Source organism: Nitrosomonas sp. (assembly GCF_019635155.1).
Taxonomy (GTDB): Bacteria; Pseudomonadota; Gammaproteobacteria; order Burkholderiales; family Nitrosomonadaceae; genus Nitrosomonas.
The window spans coordinates 43,646-61,099 of record NZ_JAHBZY010000018.1 but is presented as its reverse complement, the minus strand read 5'-3'; the positions used below and the strand labels follow the sequence as shown (position 1 = coordinate 61,099).

The 17,454-nt window shown below is 51.5% G+C and carries 7 protein-coding genes; 6 read left to right on the top strand and 1 reads right to left on the bottom strand.

Annotated features, from left to right (window positions below):
- Positions 1 to 121: 121 nt before the first annotated feature.
- The gene (locus KF839_RS12110) at positions 122 to 919 is read left to right on the top strand and encodes a response regulator (RefSeq protein ID WP_292918104.1); all 798 of its coding nucleotides are present in this window, start codon (positions 122 to 124) and stop codon (positions 917 to 919) included.
- 231 nt (positions 920 to 1,150) lie between these two features.
- On the opposite strand, the gene KF839_RS12105 is transcribed toward KF839_RS12110, so the two are convergent.
- Positions 1,151 to 2,146: a hypothetical protein gene (locus tag KF839_RS12105; protein WP_292918103.1), complete on the bottom strand. Its 996-nt coding sequence runs from the start codon at positions 2,144 to 2,146 to the stop codon at positions 1,151 to 1,153.
- A 440-nt stretch (positions 2,147 to 2,586) separates the two neighbouring features.
- Between KF839_RS12105 and KF839_RS12100 the strand changes: the two genes are divergently transcribed.
- The 5 genes from KF839_RS12100 (at position 2,587) to KF839_RS12080 (ending at position 17,454) form a co-directional block, all read left to right on the top strand.
- Positions 2,587 to 3,447 carry a hypothetical protein gene (locus KF839_RS12100; RefSeq protein ID WP_292918102.1) on the top strand — a complete coding sequence of 287 codons (861 nt, stop codon included), beginning with the start codon at positions 2,587 to 2,589 and terminating at the stop codon, positions 3,445 to 3,447.
- A 65-nt stretch (positions 3,448 to 3,512) separates the two neighbouring features.
- Complete coding sequence (locus tag KF839_RS12095) at positions 3,513 to 5,069, top strand: hypothetical protein (protein ID WP_292918101.1); 1,557 nt, start codon at positions 3,513 to 3,515, stop codon at positions 5,067 to 5,069.
- Positions 5,059 to 8,457, top strand: coding sequence for a DUF6603 domain-containing protein (locus KF839_RS12090; protein WP_292918100.1), 3,399 nt, complete (start codon positions 5,059 to 5,061; stop codon positions 8,455 to 8,457). The genes KF839_RS12095 and KF839_RS12090 overlap by 11 nt, the downstream gene beginning before the upstream one ends.
- Positions 8,457 to 11,771 carry a hypothetical protein gene (locus KF839_RS12085; RefSeq protein WP_292918099.1) on the top strand — a complete coding sequence of 1,105 codons (3,315 nt, stop codon included), beginning with the start codon at positions 8,457 to 8,459 and terminating at the stop codon, positions 11,769 to 11,771. The genes KF839_RS12090 and KF839_RS12085 overlap by 1 nt, the downstream gene beginning before the upstream one ends.
- Before the next feature lie 43 nt (positions 11,772 to 11,814).
- Positions 11,815 to 17,454, top strand: coding sequence for a hypothetical protein (locus tag KF839_RS12080; protein ID WP_292918098.1), 5,640 nt, complete (start codon positions 11,815 to 11,817; stop codon positions 17,452 to 17,454).

Sequence of the window (17,454 nt, the reverse complement as noted above, 5' to 3'; positions counted from 1 at the left end):
TGATGACAGATATTAATGCTCAATCAGCAGTTTTCTTCATGCCCTGCAATTTTAACTCATCATCCACTACACGGTTATGTTACGAAATAACTTAACCGCTCCAACTTAAGATGTTACTGCTATGGCGCCATTACAAAATAAATTACGTATTTTAATCGTCGATGATTCCATTTCCATTCGCAGCGTTCTGCGCGCACTGCTTCACAATGATGAATACGACGTTGTCGGTGAGCTTGGCAGCGGTGTAAAACTGCTGTCTACGATCGCCGGCCTTAAGCCGCATATTATTTGTCTTGATTACAATCTGCCCGATGCCGATGGTCTTACATTATTGAAACAAATTCACTCGAATTATCCGCAAATAGCCGTGATCATGATCACCGGCAGCAATAACCAAGAACTTGTGCATACCGCCGCGGAAGCCGGGACCGCTGGTTTTATCCATAAACCGTTTTCTCAAGCGCAAATCATCAGTGTATTGCAGAAAGTAGCGCATGCACAAAGGCTCCTGATGATTGCCGCAAAAAAACATAATCCCTTTGAAGATAAACCTTTTCATGCCACGGCGGTGGTCGCTGATGATAGCCAAACACTACGCCGGTTATTAATGGCCATTTTGACGCATATGGGTGTTCAAGTTGTTGGAGAGGCCCATCACGGTCAACATGCAATCGAGCTTGTATCCGTACATAAACCCGACATAGTCTGTTTGGATTTTGAAATGCCGATAATGAATGGACTGGAAGCACTGAAAATCATCCGCGACCAAACTCCCCTGACAAAAGCCGTGATGGTTACGGCGTTGGCCAGCCGCGAAATATTTGACCGGGCAACACAAGCCGGAGCCCGGGGTTACATCATAAAGCCTTTTCATCCGGACAAAGTCACTCAAAATATTTCACACATTCTTGCAAATTAGTTCCTCAAGCTTCTCTTTCAGCGCTCAGAAACGGAAAGAATATCCGATTGATATTGATAGAGACATTTGCACGGTTACTACGCGACACGATAATCGCGTTAAAAATTCGCAAAAAATGCTCATTTACCCCATGTAAACTCCGCTTTTCCGCAAATTTTTGCCTTATTCCAGTACCGCTCAGACACCGTGTAAAAGTCTCTGATAGACTATCCGTTCCAAAACTACACTTCTTCACTTTGCCGGCTGTTTACCCGCCGAGCGCAAATCCACGACCTTATTCAACAATTGAAACCAGAATGGCGCTCCGAGGGAAGCGGCGAAAGTCGTGATCAAAATACCCATGATCTTGATGAACCAATCCATAGCCTTGTAATTTTCTGATACCCAGATCCATTTTTTAACATCACCATCCGCAACCTTCCAGCCGATCGGCAATTGCAATTGCCTAATTTGTTTTACCAATGCAGCCGCGTTCTTTACAGATTGTTCCGAATCTTTCAATGCAGTATTCGCCGGAAATTGCTCACCTGCTTGCAACGGCAATGAGTCGTCACCTTGGACTGTTGCTGATCCGGGCGATTGCTGCAACATCAAGCTTGCGATATCCGTCGAGGAAGCCGCTTGAATCAGCGCCTGTCTGAGCGCGATATCGGTCCACAATGTTTGGGAAATCTTGATGGCATCGATATTTAAAGCAGTGCATACAATTAAAGCAATTGTAAAAATAATGATTTGCGTTTTTTGTTTATACCAACCGCCGACTCGATCCATCGCATCGTTGTACCAACGTTCCAGATTTCTCCGGCCTTTTTCAAGATCGTTTCCAGCTTCATGCAACAACAAAACAATCGACTTACCTGCTTCGGTTTGCGCGATCGCGGGTTGTTTCTCAATCGCCTCGATCAGAGATTGATTGTCTGCCGGTAGCTTGCCGGTATTCCCGGACACGATATCGATCAACGCCAAGGTGAAGTGTTTCGGTGGAATATACGAAGGTTTCTGACCTGTTTTTGAAAGTCCGCTAATCAGCGGATGCTTATACAGATCTTCAACCAGTTTATTTCCTTCCCCTGACTGCAACAGGTTGGTCAATCCCGCTTCGAGATTTTTCGCACGCATGCGCAAAAACTGAGCTAGCATCTCGTTGATTGCGGAACATAGCAGACTGATTAACACGAATAAAAACACCATGCCCAAGGCAATATCGAGTATCGAGGAATTAAGCATTTTTTCTCCAACAAAGGTGATTTTTTAGTTTAGTGCACAGCGCAAAAAAGTCGTTAGCTGTTTGACAGCCTATTGGCTTTTCAGTATATTCGATTCAAGAGCAGGGTTAATATTTTTCTTAGTTATAAGAAAAATCAAATAATAATAAAGGGTTAATCCATTATTAGTCAATCACAAACCCTCCAATAAATAAGTAACCCTCAACCGAGACATAGCCCAATTCCATCCATGCATGGTCGGGCGAATTCAGTCAATAAATGCTGTAAACAATTAATCATATTTGTTGCATTCATTGTTTAACGGTATTACTGCATCAGGTTATTCGGCTGATCTTTGTCATACTCGATGACGAGATCCGATCGGATGGATTATTAAGACAAACGCAGTTGTAGCTACTATATATGCTTACAACTGTTGAATTGAATTAATAGGCGGTTACCATGGCTGCAAACGTCTCATTCCAATTATCTGGCTATCCGGACAACATCGCTCAGTATCCTGCTGCTGCAGTATTGCCGCAGGCCGGGGCAATCATTAGCAATCTAAAGGGTGCCAGCCAAACACACCGCCCCCATGTCGGATTAGGAACGTTAGGATTTTTTGCCGCCAAAAAGGGCGCATCGAACTGGCAATCATTGGTATTGGTCTCTAACCGGCACGTCTTAGCCGCTCATGAAGCTAAGTGCGGCGATATGATTTTTCAGCCCGGCTACGAAGAAAAAAATGATCAAGCCGTTTTCGACACATCCCGCTTAAATGCCATTGCAAAAATCGACAATATTGGACTCTGCGGGCATTTTTCCTACGCTTATCCCGGAGAGATTCAGAAACCATACTTCATCGACTGCGCCACCGCCTCGCTGCTGTTTAAACAAAACAATCATACACAACGGAATCACGATAAAACCCGGCACTTTACCCGAGTAGCCAGAGTGCATCCGCACGACACATTTGAAGGAAGAGAACTCAAAGTACGCATAGCTGGCCGCGATGTTGCCTGGGGGAAAATCATAGATTGCGAAGCAACCGTTGAAACCATCACGGGAGAACAATGCCGCAACACGCTGGTAATCCGTGCCATACCCGATCAGTATGGGAAATTGAAACCCTTTTCGCGCAAAGGCGATTCCGGTGCCTTGCTTATCGACCAATATCAGCGCGCCGTAGGCCTATTGTGGGGTAATCATACGCTCGATCCTTACGTATCTTATGCGTGCCATATCCACCCGGTGCTCAGTTTTCTACAGATTATTCCTTGGTGCTTCAACTTCTGCGCGCCCCAATCAGACCGAAAGGATTAACACGATGCGACTGAACTATTTCATTCAATTGACGAATTGTTGCCACGTCGGATGGAGGTAAGATGATGGATCAGAAAGAACTCGCTGCACTACATGCAGAAGCCGAGACCGAATTGAGAAAAATCCCGGGCGTGGTCGGTGTCGGTTACGGCTTGAAAGAAGTCGCCGGAAAAACCACCGATCAGATCGCGTTTCGTGTCTATGTTAAAGAAAAACGCAAACCGGAAGATTTGAATCCAATCGAGATCATCCCAAAAGAATACAAGGGAATTCCGACCGATGTGGTGTTGGTCATCCAATCCAAACCAATACATTGCGAAGACTTGGATCAGCACTCGCCGTTGATCGGCGGTATATCGATCACCAATTTCAAAACGGATGCCGCGAATCAAATCGGCTCCGGAACATTGGGATGCTTCGCCACATTAAATGGCGTCAGCGGACCGGAAAATGTCGTGCTACTTTCGAACAATCACGTCCTTGCCAGCAATGGCGCGGTGAATGGCGATACCATTTACCAACCGCGTTATATCGATAATGCAGGAACTATCAATATTGATAGCACACAAGAACGGCGCAACCCGATCGGAAAAATTCATAATGTTGGTCAACAAGCCCCCTACTCTTATACCTACCCCAGTGAAACGGCACAAGACTATTATTTGGACTGCGCCATCGCTAAATTGGATATTTGCATTTCCAGCTGGTGCAACACCAACTGCGGTGTGTCGTACAAAAACGAAATTCGCGGCTTGAATATCGGCGGCAACAGCAAACTGGAAGATGTGGCCCGCGTTGCACAAAGCGATCTGGGCAGCAGCGATTATGTGGTTTATAAAGTTGGACGCAGGACCAGCAAAACCATCGGCAAAGTCATCGACACCACTGCGCTGGATGCTGGCGGCGGACGCATGATCTACATCGAAGCCACGCAACCCGATTGCAACGGCGCTTTGATATTCGCCGATCATGGCGACTCCGGTTCCGCTGTAGTCAATGCGCAAAACAAAGTAGTCGGGCTATTGTATGCAGTGGATTCGGCAAACCCCGCACGAGCACTCGCATCACACATCCACCCGGTCATGGCCTACCTCAGCATCACCCCGATCACCACCGCCAACCCGCCGGTCGGCCCCGCCGGACAGACACTAAACGATGTCGAAGGCATCTTCACCGGCATCAACCATACCACCGAGGTACGCGAACGCTTTTTAAACACGCCCAAGGGCGCTGAAATTTATCAACGGATTCTCGATCATCGTCAGGAAGTGGTGGCGCTCGTCAATCACAAACGACCGGTCACTGTGGCTTGGCATCGCAGCAAAGGCCCCGCATTCCTGGCGCATTTCGTCAACAATGCGCGCGATCCCTCGCATCGGATTCCGTTTGAAGTGGAAGGCATCACGCGCGATCAGATGATCCGACGTATGGCCGAGATACTGACACAGCATGGTAGCGAGGCGCTGCGACAAGTAATTCTGAGCTACTTTGACGAAGTGACCGGTTTCATTAACAGTTTCGACAATCTGCACGAATTTGTTAAGCAATTTGAAGACGCATCCGGCTCCGATGGATTCAGCGGACACGCCGCGCTCATGGAGGAAACCGCCGATGTCAAATGAAGTGGATACCTTACAGCGCGTTCTGCTGCAAATTGCCAATGTGCTGGAGCCGTTGGAGCGCGAGCTGAATAGCACGCGCGCTGTTCAAACGTTTGCGGAATTAGGCATTACGCTCAACAGCGGCCAGGTTTCGTCGCTGGCTTCGCCGATGCAAGCACTGGTCGCCAGCAGCAAAACCGTGTTGCAAAAAGCCGGGGATTTGGCGCAAGCGATCGAAGACGAAAACGTCGGCCAAATCGTCTCCGTCAGCGCGGAACTGATCAGCCAGGTTATCACCGCGATCCAGAAAATCGACCAATTGCAAACCGCCGTGCAAGGTATCGGCAGCATCCCGGCAAGCGTGTCCAGTCACTTTGCCGAACGCTTGTTTAACTATTTACTCGTTCGCACATTGGATGCCGCCAACGGCATCAACGAACTGCTCGAGCTGCTGGGCATCCTCGAGCGGCAACGCAACAATGTCGGTTCCACCGACCCGGACAATCCGGAGTTCACGATCTCCACCTTTCATTTCAACGAACTGGGCAAGTGGCTGGAATCGCCGGTGTCGGCATTGCAATCGCATTACAACTGGGGCAGCAACAGTCTCGATGCCGCTAATTTACTGCAGCGGCTCGAACGCTTGCTACTCCATCTGAAAGCGCCGGTTTTCTATGACGATGCATCGCCTACGCCGATTCTCGAGGCCGTCATCTTTCAACTCAAACCGCGCACCGACCTCAATCCCAACGGATTGAGTCTATCGGTCCGGCAGAATCTCAGTCCCGGCAAAATCGAATTCGCCGCCGATGATTTAAAAGTTACATTGGATTTGCAAGCCACGCTACCGTTCGGCGCCGAATTAGTCATCCAGCCGCCCGCCAAATTCACGTTCCAAACCGCCGCAGCCGATACCGTTTCCGGTTCGTTAAACCTCAGCGTCAGCGCGGATCGCACGCAAGCGGCAACGCCTTATCTGTTAATCGGCGACCCGGACGGCAGCCGGCTGGAAGTCGGGAAATTCGGCGTCAGCTTCGGTGGTCGGATTCAAGGCAGCGGCGGACAATCAACGGCCGACTTTACCGTCGGCGGTGAAATCGGCGCCGGTAAGCTATCGATTTCGTTTGCCGACGGCGACGGTTTTATTACGGATATTTTGAGTGGCATCCAGCTTAATTCCGACTTCGGCATGGCATTTGGCTACAACAGCAACGACGGCCTGTTTTTTGTCGGCAGCAGCGCGCTGGAAATCCAACTGCCGCTGCACCTGGATCTCGGACCGGTGGAAGTCAGCGCACTCACCTTTTCCGTCGGTATCGATAACAATAAATTCCCCACCGCGATTTCAACGGATATCAAAGCCGCACTGGGTCCGCTCGCCGCCGTCGTGGAAAACATCGGTTTGGCGATCGATTTCGCGTTGGTCGATAACCGCAGCGGCAATGCCGGGCCGGTCGATATCAGCTTGGGCTTCAAGCCGCCGAATGGTGTCGGATTGTCGCTCGATGTCGGCATCGTCAAAGGCGGCGGCTATCTCTACTTTGATTTTGACAAGGAAGAATACGCCGGTGCGCTGGAATTGATGTTCAGCGGTATCGTCACGGTGAAAGCGATCGGCCTGATCACGACACGCATGCCCGACGGTTCCGAAGGCTTCTCATTGTTGATCATCCTCAGTGCCGAGTTCGGTACGCCGTTTCAATTGGGTTTCGGTTTTACGCTAAACGCCGTCGGCGGCTTGCTCGGCCTGAACCGCACCATGGAACTGGAAATAATCGCCGCCGGCGTACGCACCGGATCGATCAACAGCATCATGTTCCCGGACAATATCATCGAGAATGCACCGCGCATCATCAGCGATTTGCGCCAATTCTTTCCGCCTGCACAAGATGTGTTTCTGATCGGTCCGATGGCAAAACTCGGTTGGGGAACGCCGACGCTGGTTAGCGCATCGCTCGGCATCATCATCGAAATACCGCCAGGCAATATCGCGATTCTCGGTGTGCTGAAAGTCGCGCTGCCCGATGAAGACGCGGCATTGATCATCATCCAGGTCAGCTTCATCGGCGCATTGGAAGTCGACAAGCAACGCTTGTGGTTCTATGCCAGCTTGTACGATTCGCGGGTGATTTTTCTCACCATCGACGGCGATATGGGGTTATTGATCGCCTGGGGCGACAATGCCAATTTTGTCATCAGCGTGGGCGGCTTTCATCCCTCCTTTAAACCGCCTCCACTGCCTTTCCCCAATCCCAACCGGATTGCGATCAATATCCTGAATACATCATTCGCACGTATCCGGGTAGAAGGTTATTTCGCCGTCACGTCCAACACCGTGCAATTCGGTGCCAAGGCGGAAGTTTATTTCGGCCTCAGCGCTTTCAATATTTCCGGTCATGTCGGCTTCGACGCGTTGTTCCAATTCTCACCGTTCTATTTCATCATCACGATCTCCGCGTCGTTCGATGTCAAGGTGTTCGGTGTCGGCTTGTTCGGCGTGCATATGCGCGGCGAACTCGAAGGCACATCGCCGTGGCATATCGAAGGCGAGGGTTCGATTTCGGTACTGTTTTGGGATATCGACGTACCGTTCAGCCATACCTGGGGCGAAAACGAAAACACCACGTTACCGGCCATCGACATCATGCCGCTGATCACGGCGGAATTCGAAAAACTGGATAACTGGACAGCCGAATTGCCGGTATCCAACCAATTGCTGGTGTCGCTACGCGCCATTGAAAGCACCAGCGATTTGATTCTGCATCCGGTCGGCGTATTGCGCGTCAACCAGCGCGCCATCCCGCTTGATCTGGATCTCGACAAGGTCGGCAGTCAGAAACCGAAAGATGCCAAGCGGCTTACTATTGAAGTCACCGGTGGCGGTCTGGCCAAAGTTGCGGATACCAAGGAATCGTTTGCCACGGCGCAATATAAAAACTTGAGCGATGCCAATAAATTGAGCGCGCCCGCGTATGAGAAGCAGAATGCCGGCATCGAGTTATCGGTCGGCAATCAATCGATAAAATCATCCGCGGCAATCAAGCGCGTGGTGCGCTACGAGCAAAATATCATCGACAATAATTTTATTTCGCTGCTGATCCGCTTTGTCGCGATCAGCGCTGAATTTTTCAATCACTTCCTGGGCCGCAACGCTGCATCGAAATCGGCACTCTCGGCGAGTTACAAAACGCAAAAAGCCCCGATCGATCAGAAAGTCATTGTGAAAGAAGCCGGTTACGTCGTAGCTTCAACGACGAATAACAGCCCGCATAGCAAAGAAGCTTATTTTGCATCGCACGCCCAAGCGCAAGATTTCCTACGCGCGCAAGTGAGTCAGTCGCCCGGATTGCAAGACAGTCTGCACGTCATTCCGAGCACGGAAGCGAACCCACTGCAGGAGGCGGCATAATGGCGATCGGCACCTATACATTTCTACCGTGGTTGCGGCAAGGTGTCGCCAATAATATCCAATCGGCGGATCTCGACGCTTCGGTCAAAACCCGCGCCAGTATTGCCGTCAACCTGAATATCAAAGGCAGCGGCGGCGAAGGTGGCGATGTAGCCGCCCCAGTCAATAAGAATGTCGCGCTCTACGGCCCCGGCGACATCATCGGTATCGAATCGCGCGCGGTCATCAAAACCGAGCCGCTCAATTGGATCACCAACTTCGAACCCAATTATCTTTGCCACATCGAGTTTTACGACGAAGATTTTCCCTGGCGTTATACGCCGGCGGCACCGGCGGGATCCCGGCTGCGCCCCTGGGTCACGTTGATCGTACTAACCGAAGCCGAATTTGCCGAAGGCGGCAATATTTCCGGAAAACCATTGCCTTTCATTGACATCAAAGCCAATCCGTTCGAAACGGTATTTCCAAAAGCCGAAGAACTGTGGGCGTGGGCGCATGTGCACGTCAATAAAAATATCGCCGGCAATCAGGATGCACCGCAAGCGCCGGATATCAACGCTGTGTTATCGCAACTTCAGAGCGTACTCGCGCAAAATGCCGACGAAGCCTATTCACGCATCGTTTGCCCGCGGAAATTGACTCCGAACGAACGCTATCACGCGTTTCTGATTCCGACGTTTGAAACAGGCCGCCTGGCAGGTCTGGGAATGAGCCCCGACGGCGCGCCTCATGCGACATTCTCGGCATGGGGCGAAGGCCGCCCGGCGCCGACGCAATTCCCGGTTTATTATCGTTGGTTTTTCCGTACCGGATCGCAAGGCGATTTTGAGTATCTGGTGCGCCTGCTGGAGCCAAAACCGGCGGATAGCCGCGTGGGACGCCGCGATATCGACGTGCAAAACCCCGGCTCCAATATCAGCGGTATCCAAAATCCGGATCTCGAAGGCGTATTGAAACTCGGTGGCGCACTGCTCGCACCGTTAAGCAGCGAAGCCGAACAAGAGATCGCGAAATGGGAAAATTGGGATCAACCGTATCCGCACGTGTTCCAGCAGGAATTGGCGGCGTTTCTCAATCTGGCTGATGATTACGCCCGGCTCGCCGCCGATGCGGCTCACCAGAACACCGATTTACCCGCCGCCATCCAAGCCGATCCCGATCCGCTGATCACCCCACCGATCTATGGTCACTGGCATGCGCTCCGGAATCGCGTGCTAAAAGAAGCCGACGGCAGCGACGCGCCGAACAACGAGAACTGGCTGCACGAACTGAATCTCGATCCGCGCTGGCGCAGTGCCGCCGGTTTCGGCACCGATGTCATCATCGCCAACCAGGAAGAATATATGGATGCAGCGTGGGATCAAGTGGGCGACGTGCTCGAAGCCAATCGTCAAATCCGTCTGGCGCAACTGGCTAAAATCACCGCCAATCACTGGTATCAGAAACAAGTGCTGCCGCTGCAACAAATCAGTCATGACAAAATTCTGTTCATGACGGCACCGGTGCAAAAACGTGTGATCAGTCAGGGCATGACCGTTTTTCATCAGATCAAGCAAAGTCCGGTCACGCCTGCGCTGACATCCGCGCCACTGCGGCGCATGCTGCGTCCGAACGGCCGCTTGCAGAAGCTATCCGCTTTCGATGAAAGTATCCATCCGAATAATTTAATCACCCGCGTCAACGACGGCGCCGTCACTGCCGCGCCGCCGCATGTAATCCCCGGCACGCTGCCATCGTTGGATAATCTTTCTCAAGATGCGCAGCCGAAGAATGTGCCGTCCTGGCTGCTGGATTTTTTGAAACGCTACCCATTTATTCCTTACCTCATATTAGCGTTGATTTTTCTGCTCGTGATCGTGCTGGCGATCATCGGCGCCAGCGCCGGAATCTGGGCTGTAGCGGCGGCGGTGGGTGCGGGATTATTGTGGGCTTACCGCACAGCACAACGTTTGATCACACAAGCCAATCAAGCCGATTCGGTATCCGAAACCGGACAAACACCGGCTGCGGTGGATACCATGCCACCCAGCAGTAATTTTGTTCTGACGCCGGAATTGAATCTGTTGGCACTGGATCCGGTCAATCCGCCGCAACCGGCGACTGCGGGTACAGTCGACAACGCACAGTCAAACCGCTTTAAAACGGCGCTGAAAGACTCATACACGGTGCTGCAAAATGGCCTGCAAGCCGGCGTCATTCCCGCAGCGGTCCCGGTTAACATCGCCCTGCTGGCAACGGATACGCTGGTGAAATTGGATCCGGCGGTCACCATCCCGAAATGGACCTTGAACAACATTCTGCTGCCGGCGCATATTATTAACTTGATCGGCGAGAAATTTGTCGAAGCGATGGCATACCCGGAATTCGATATTCCGATGTACAAACCGCTGGTCGATAAATCCACCGAACTGTTCGTACCGAACCTGAATTTCATCGGGCAAAACACCATAACGTTATTGAAAACCAACCAGTCATTCATCGAATCGTATATGGTCGGCATCAATCATGAATTCGCGCGCGAATTGTTATGGCGTGAATATCCGACCGATCAGCGCGGCTCCTACTTCCGGCAATTCTGGGATGTCAGCGGCTTTCTAAGCCCCACCGAGGACAGCGAGCAACGCCGCGAGGAACTGAAAGACATTCCGCCGATTCACCGCTGGTCCCGGTTCTCCAAACTGGGTGAGCATGACAACCGCGAACAAGGCCTGGAAAACGAAGAGGAACTGGTACTGGTGATTCGCGGCGAACTCCTGAAAAAATATCCGAATGCGGTCATTTATGCGCAAAAAGCCAAATGGCAACCGATCAGCGACACCAATCCGGCACCGAACAAAAAAACCGAACGGGTATTCGACGATAGCGTGCCGATCAAAACACCGCTCTACGAAGCACAAGTCAAACCGGATATTTACTTTTTCGGTTTCGATTTAACTGAAGAGGAAGCACGCGGCAATCCCGAAGTCGACGATGATCCGGGCTGGTTCTTCGTGATCAAGGAACGGCCGGGCGAACCGCGTTTCGGTTTGGATATCGATCGCGAAGGCCCGATTCAAGTCTGGAACGACCTGTCTTGGGCGGATGTCGCGCCCGGCATCAGCGATGGTGAATTTATCGACATCGCCAGCGCCCCGACACGCAGCTTGCCAAATGTCGAACCCGGCGGCACTGCTCAAGAAAAAGCGGAACAATGGCAAGAAGATCACTTGTTAAGCTGGACAAACAATATTAATTCGGCAGAACTGGCTTATATCTTGTTCCAGGCACCGGTACTCGTCGGCGTGCATGCTTCCGAAATGCTACCGCCCGATTAAGCATGACCAGTAAGTGGAACACTTCAACTGACAAAAGTGGCTTATGACAAATTTTAAAGATACTCAAGATCAGATTGACTCAGCGCGTCGACAACACCAGCAAAACCGGTTAAATTGGTTCGCTGCCAATGAGAAGCTGCAAAAAAACGAGCGCACCATCGCGTCTCTGAGCCGCCGGACGGATATCCAAGCCAAAGAGCAATTGCAAGCGCTGTTGCGTGAGCAAGAATCGTTGCGCGCCAACACCGCCAAACTGCAGACGGAACTTCAGCAAAGCCGGCAAGTTCTGCTCGATCACGAATTGTTGTTCGAAGTCTTTTCCGATCCTACAAAAAACATCGAGCAACTGAATGATCTGCATCCGATCTTGTTGTTTCCGTTACGCATTGAAACACGTTTCAAAAAAGTTGCCGGACCCGATGGACGTGATGACACCGTAAATCACTTATGGGTGCGCGTTTACCCGGACGACATCAGTATCGACACCTTCGAAGAAATTCCTTCCGAAGTTGAAATTAGCAACACGCGTGTTTATTGGACCAATATCTGGAAAGCGGGCGGCATCGATAGCGAAAAACGCGCAGCTTGGCAATCGTTGGTCAAAAGCCACGGTGCGGGCCGGGCATATTGGCTAAGTCAACTATTCAAGCCCTTGAATCTGACTGAAGAGCCGGTCAAAGCAGAGGGCGATTATCTTTTGGTGATCGTCTCCGAACAAGCGCTACCCGCGGCCGAGAAACCATTTGTGCAGCAATATTGGCAAGCTGTTTTCAATGCCAATAACGATCCAACTGCATTGGATGCCGCGTATACCGCTCTTAAAAATAATCTTGGCGAAGCACGCACACAGGAAATCGTCACGTCATACCAACCGCAAAATCTGAATGTCAAACCGGCGCAACCCGAAACTGCTACCAACGTGCGCGTTGAATTCCTGGAATTACCCGTTCTCAGCGGTGTCGATACGCAATTGCAAGCTTGGTCCAACCCGGCACGCGTCGCATTGTTACCGGAACGCTTCGTCGTAATGGGCTTTAACGGTACCGAACAAACGCTATTGCACATTGGCCGCCCGGTACCTTCGGAACTGATTGTCGGTCCCAATCCCAACGCCCCCGAAGATCAGCAATTGCGGCTGGAAAACGACGAGCTGATCGTCCCCGATGAAATGAAATGGGTTACCGATTTTGACGAGGCGGTCGCCAAAGGCATGGGGTTCAAGATTAATCTCACTGATATTCAAGCACGGCGCGGTTTCGACCGGCTATTTGTACTCGGTGTCCGGCTCAGCGCCGACGTCAACAAAAGCCGTGATCAATTGCAGCAATTGATTCAGCATCATCAACGCAGCCGCAAGGGGTTCAGCTTGCTTCCGCAAGGTACGCCGACCAATAATGTCGAAGACCAGGAAAGCGGCTATAGCTGGTTCAGCGATGCGGATGCCAGTTACGATCATTATTTCACCCAATACGCCACCGATGGCAGCGATGACGACCCGAGCGATTGGCGCACGCGCAAAGATGGCCGTTGGCTGGCAAGCAGCTTGGGCATTGACCCGGCCATTATGAAATTATCGCCGCAGTATTACGCCAATGATCAACTGGAAACCAGAGCGATGAACGAGGCATTGTGGCCGGCAACATTAGGTTATTTCATGGACCAGATGATGGAGCCGGTGTTCAGCGACGATACTATTACCAGTACACGCAATTACTTCAACCGGTATGTGCTTGGGCGCGGCACATTACCCGCGATCCGCATCGGCAAGCAACCATACGGCATTCTACCGGCGACCCCATTCTCGCGCATGGCATGGATCAATCGCAAAATTTTCGCGAACGACCGGCTGGAACCCCAAATTTCCGGCTCTTTCCTGTTTTTATCCCGGCTCTACGCGCTCATCAAGAAAGTCGATGAACGCTGGGTAACGTTGCTCCCCAAAGTCTCCTATGTCGGCAAGCCGCAAACCGATCCGCAACAAGCTTTACTCGATATCGTCGGTCTGCATCCGGCATCGGTCGAGTTTTATCAGCGCTATGCGGAAAGTGCCGAACAGTTATATAACCGCTATAAAACCTCCGGCATCAATGGCGCAATCTACGCCGCGATCGCATCGCTGATTTACACCCAGAGCGGTTTAAACCTGCTTGCGCAACTAGGCTATTCGGCGCAGGAAAACAACAAAATTCCCGATATTCTCAATAAATTCTTCACGCTGGCAGCCAATCTGCTGAAAGGCCCTCTGATCGACGATCAGGCATTGTCTGAATTCAATCCGATCCGGCCGTATCATACCGATGGCTCGAATTATCTCCAGTGGTTGGCTGCCGCAGCGCGTGACTCGCATAACACCTTGCGCTTGCAACAAGGCTTTATCGACGATAAGCCGCCGACCGCGCTGCTTTATTTGATGCTGCACCATGCGCTTGATCTGTCCTACCTCGACACCAGTTTGCGCTTGCATCTGGAAGCGAATGTATTGAATCCGCAACAATTCGCCGTAGCAAAACGCGAACCGAAGTTTTTGCATATCCAGGAGATCGAAGAAGATAAAGGCAGTCCTTGGCAGTATTTGTACAAAACCGAGCCTGCGATCACCAACCAACCGAATTTGCAAATCGCCGATTTTATTCCGCAGATACTAACCCTGCGTAATCCTTATTTGAATACTCAGATCAACGCAGTGGAGCGTCTGCGGCAAACACCGACCGCTCGCCTGGAAAGAAGCTTCGCCGAACACATTGATTGCTGCAGCTACCGTCTCGACGCCTGGTGGCTGGGATTATTGAATGTACAGCTCGACATCATGCAGCAAATAACCACTCCGGCGCAACCACTCCCCGGCACCGTACCGGATAATGTTAATGCTAATGACTCACATGGTTGCTACCTGGGTGCTTATGCCTGGCTGGAAGATGTCAGGCCGGAAAACAAAAATCTGGTGCCCGTCGAACTGACCGGAGAACTCGATAAGATTTTCAACAAACCCGGTCAAGCGCCCTTGGTCACCGACGACAAGAATTTCGGCTATATTCATGCGCCTTCCTTGAATCATGCCGTCACCGCTGCAGTGTTACGCAATGGTTATCTGGCCAATGCCACGCCCAGCAACCCCGACAGTCTGGCAGTCAATCTCACTTCCGAACGCGTGCGGCTGGCGATGAATGTCATCGACGGTATGCGCAATGGCCAAAGTCTTTCATCATTGCTGGGGTATTATCTGGAGCGCGGCTTACACGATGCCGGTGATCTGTTCCTCGACAGCATCATTTTCGATCTGCGCAAGCAATTTCCGCTTGCGGGTGACCGGTTATCGACCACCAAAAGCGCGAGCGATGCACCGATCAGTGCGGTGGAAGCCCGCAATGTCGTCGACGGTTTGGCGTTAATCGAACATGTGCAAGCGCAGACCGGCGTAAACCGGAATTATCCGTTCGGTATTGCGGCATTACCCACGATCACCGAGCAGAACAAGCTGGATGCAATAAACCGCGAAGTGCAACATATCATGAATATTAACGATGCCGTTGCCGATCTGGCGATGGCGGAAGGCGTATACCAAGTAGTGCGAGGCAATTACGAGCGCGCCGCCGGTACGCTGGATGCCTTCAGCAAAGGGCATTTCCCACCGGTTCCGGAAGTGGTGCAAACACCGCGTAGCGGTGTCACGCTCACGCATCGCGTCGGCTTGCATTTGCGCGCCGGATTGAACCCCGGCGACCCTGCCAACAGCACGCCGCGCGCCAAAGCCGAACCGGCCGTCAATCAATGGTTAACGCAATTGCTGCCAGTGATGAGCGATATTTTCTGCACCGTCGACTACTACCATCACGGCAACGCGCAACAGGAACAACAAACAGTCAGCGCGCAGGATTTGGGCTTGCTGGCAATCGACCTGGTGTATATGCTGTCGAGTGATCAGCAGCAAATGACCGCGCTTGACGATCGCATCCTGACCTATGTTTATGCCATCCCCGGCGTGCGCGTCGACAGTGACATCAAGATCCAATACCGCGGCAAGCTGCCCGGAAAATTCTCGCTCTTTGAAGTGATGCCGATGCTGCACGACCTGAAAGCTTTAATCACGCAATCGCGCCCGCTCAAAACCACCGACGTGAAACTGCCGAACGAAGCATCGCAAGAAGAAGACAGCGCCGCAACAATCCGTGCGGAAAAAGTCACCGCAGTGCGCGATTTGCTGTTGCCGCAACAAACAGCCTTGAATGCTTTGAAAACGCAAATCGACACTTGGCTGAACGATGCCGATCCAGCCGTTGCAGAAAGTAATGCGCTCAATCATCTCGATGAAATGATCAACGGTTATTTGCCAATTGCGCATGCGGTCAATCAATTCGGCTTGACCGGCGCGGCAACCGGTTTCGTTTACGACTGGCGGCGTGTTCAATTTCTCGCTTTGCTTGAAAAACTGCAAGACATTGTTACCCGCTGGCAAGCATCGCTGCAAGAATTCGAGCAGCGCATCACCGATTTTGGAGCGCTGGATCCGTCGACGCCGGTTGAAAACAAAATGCAATACCTCATGGAAGCGGCATTATTGATCACGACCGAATCGATTCCGATCCCGGCATCGAACGATCCGGACGATTTGCTCACCGCACTGAACACGACGCATAAGACCAGTTTCCAGAGCAGCTTGTCGATTCTCGAAAACTTGTTGGCAACCGCCGGTCAGGTTGGCGCACTGTATGCGTCGATGTTCGCTCGGGAAAGTGACATTGCGCTGCATGATACGCAGCCATTGGATATTGCCGACAACAAAAAAGCTATCATCAGTTTTGCGCAATCTCTACAGGCCAAAGCACAAGACTTGGCAACGGATATCGACAAACGCCTGACGGCGGCAAACGCTTTGATCACCGGTGACGCCTCGACATCAGCCGAGAAACGCATTGAGGAGTTGACACAGGCAATCCGGCAATTGACGCACGAAGATTTCGTTATCCTGCCCGAATTTAATCTCACCGCCGCGCATGGCGGTGAATGGCAGCAAAGCTACGACAATCGTGCGCAACTGCTGAATTATCAGAAAAATGATCTGGGTGTGGATTTTCCTGAAGACAATTGGCTTTACGGCGTCGCGCGAGTACGGGAAAAATTGCAACGCTGGGAAAGCGTCATGCAATTTGGCGAAGCGTTGAACAATAGCGGTCTAAATCTGACGCCATTACAATTTCCGTACCGCACCGACGATCATTGGCTGGCGTTGCAATATCCCGACACCCAGCCTGGCACTTCCGAGCTGTTTGTGATCGATAGCGACAAATTATTGTATACCGCGCACTATGTCGATGCTTTTGCACAAAATGCGGCGATCTGCGGGTTATTGCTCGACGAATGGACTGAAGTCATTCCCACTACGCAAGAAACTACCGGATTGACATTCCATTATGACCGTCCTAATTGCGAAGCCCCGCAGTCGTTGCTATTGGCGCTGCCCGCAAACTTTACCGGACACTGGCAATGGCAGGACTTGGTTGATACCTTGCACGAAACCCTGGATATGGCCGGAAAACGTGCGGTTGAACCGGCGCATTGGAATGAAACGGAGTACGCCCGCTTCCTGCCGGCCGTGATCTCTTCGGTAACCCGCTACCCGATCATGATGACGCTTGATTTCGCCTTTAATAATGCGGTGCAATTCAAATCCAACATTGAGAGTTGA

Bases quoted from the DNA above. Each gene is read 5' to 3' on its own strand.
- KF839_RS12110 (WP_292918104.1), top strand. From the start codon at position 122: ATGGCGCCATTACAAAATAAATTACGTATTTTAATCGTCGATGATTCC.
- KF839_RS12105 (WP_292918103.1), bottom strand. From the start codon at position 2,146: ATGCTTAATTCCTCGATACTCGATATTGCCTTGGGCATGGTGTTTTTA.
- KF839_RS12100 (WP_292918102.1), top strand. From the start codon at position 2,587: ATGGCTGCAAACGTCTCATTCCAATTATCTGGCTATCCGGACAACATC.
- KF839_RS12095 (WP_292918101.1), top strand. From the start codon at position 3,513: ATGGATCAGAAAGAACTCGCTGCACTACATGCAGAAGCCGAGACCGAA.
- KF839_RS12090 (WP_292918100.1), top strand. From the start codon at position 5,059: ATGTCAAATGAAGTGGATACCTTACAGCGCGTTCTGCTGCAAATTGCC.
- KF839_RS12085 (WP_292918099.1), top strand. From the start codon at position 8,457: ATGGCGATCGGCACCTATACATTTCTACCGTGGTTGCGGCAAGGTGTC.
- KF839_RS12080 (WP_292918098.1), top strand. From the start codon at position 11,815: ATGACAAATTTTAAAGATACTCAAGATCAGATTGACTCAGCGCGTCGA.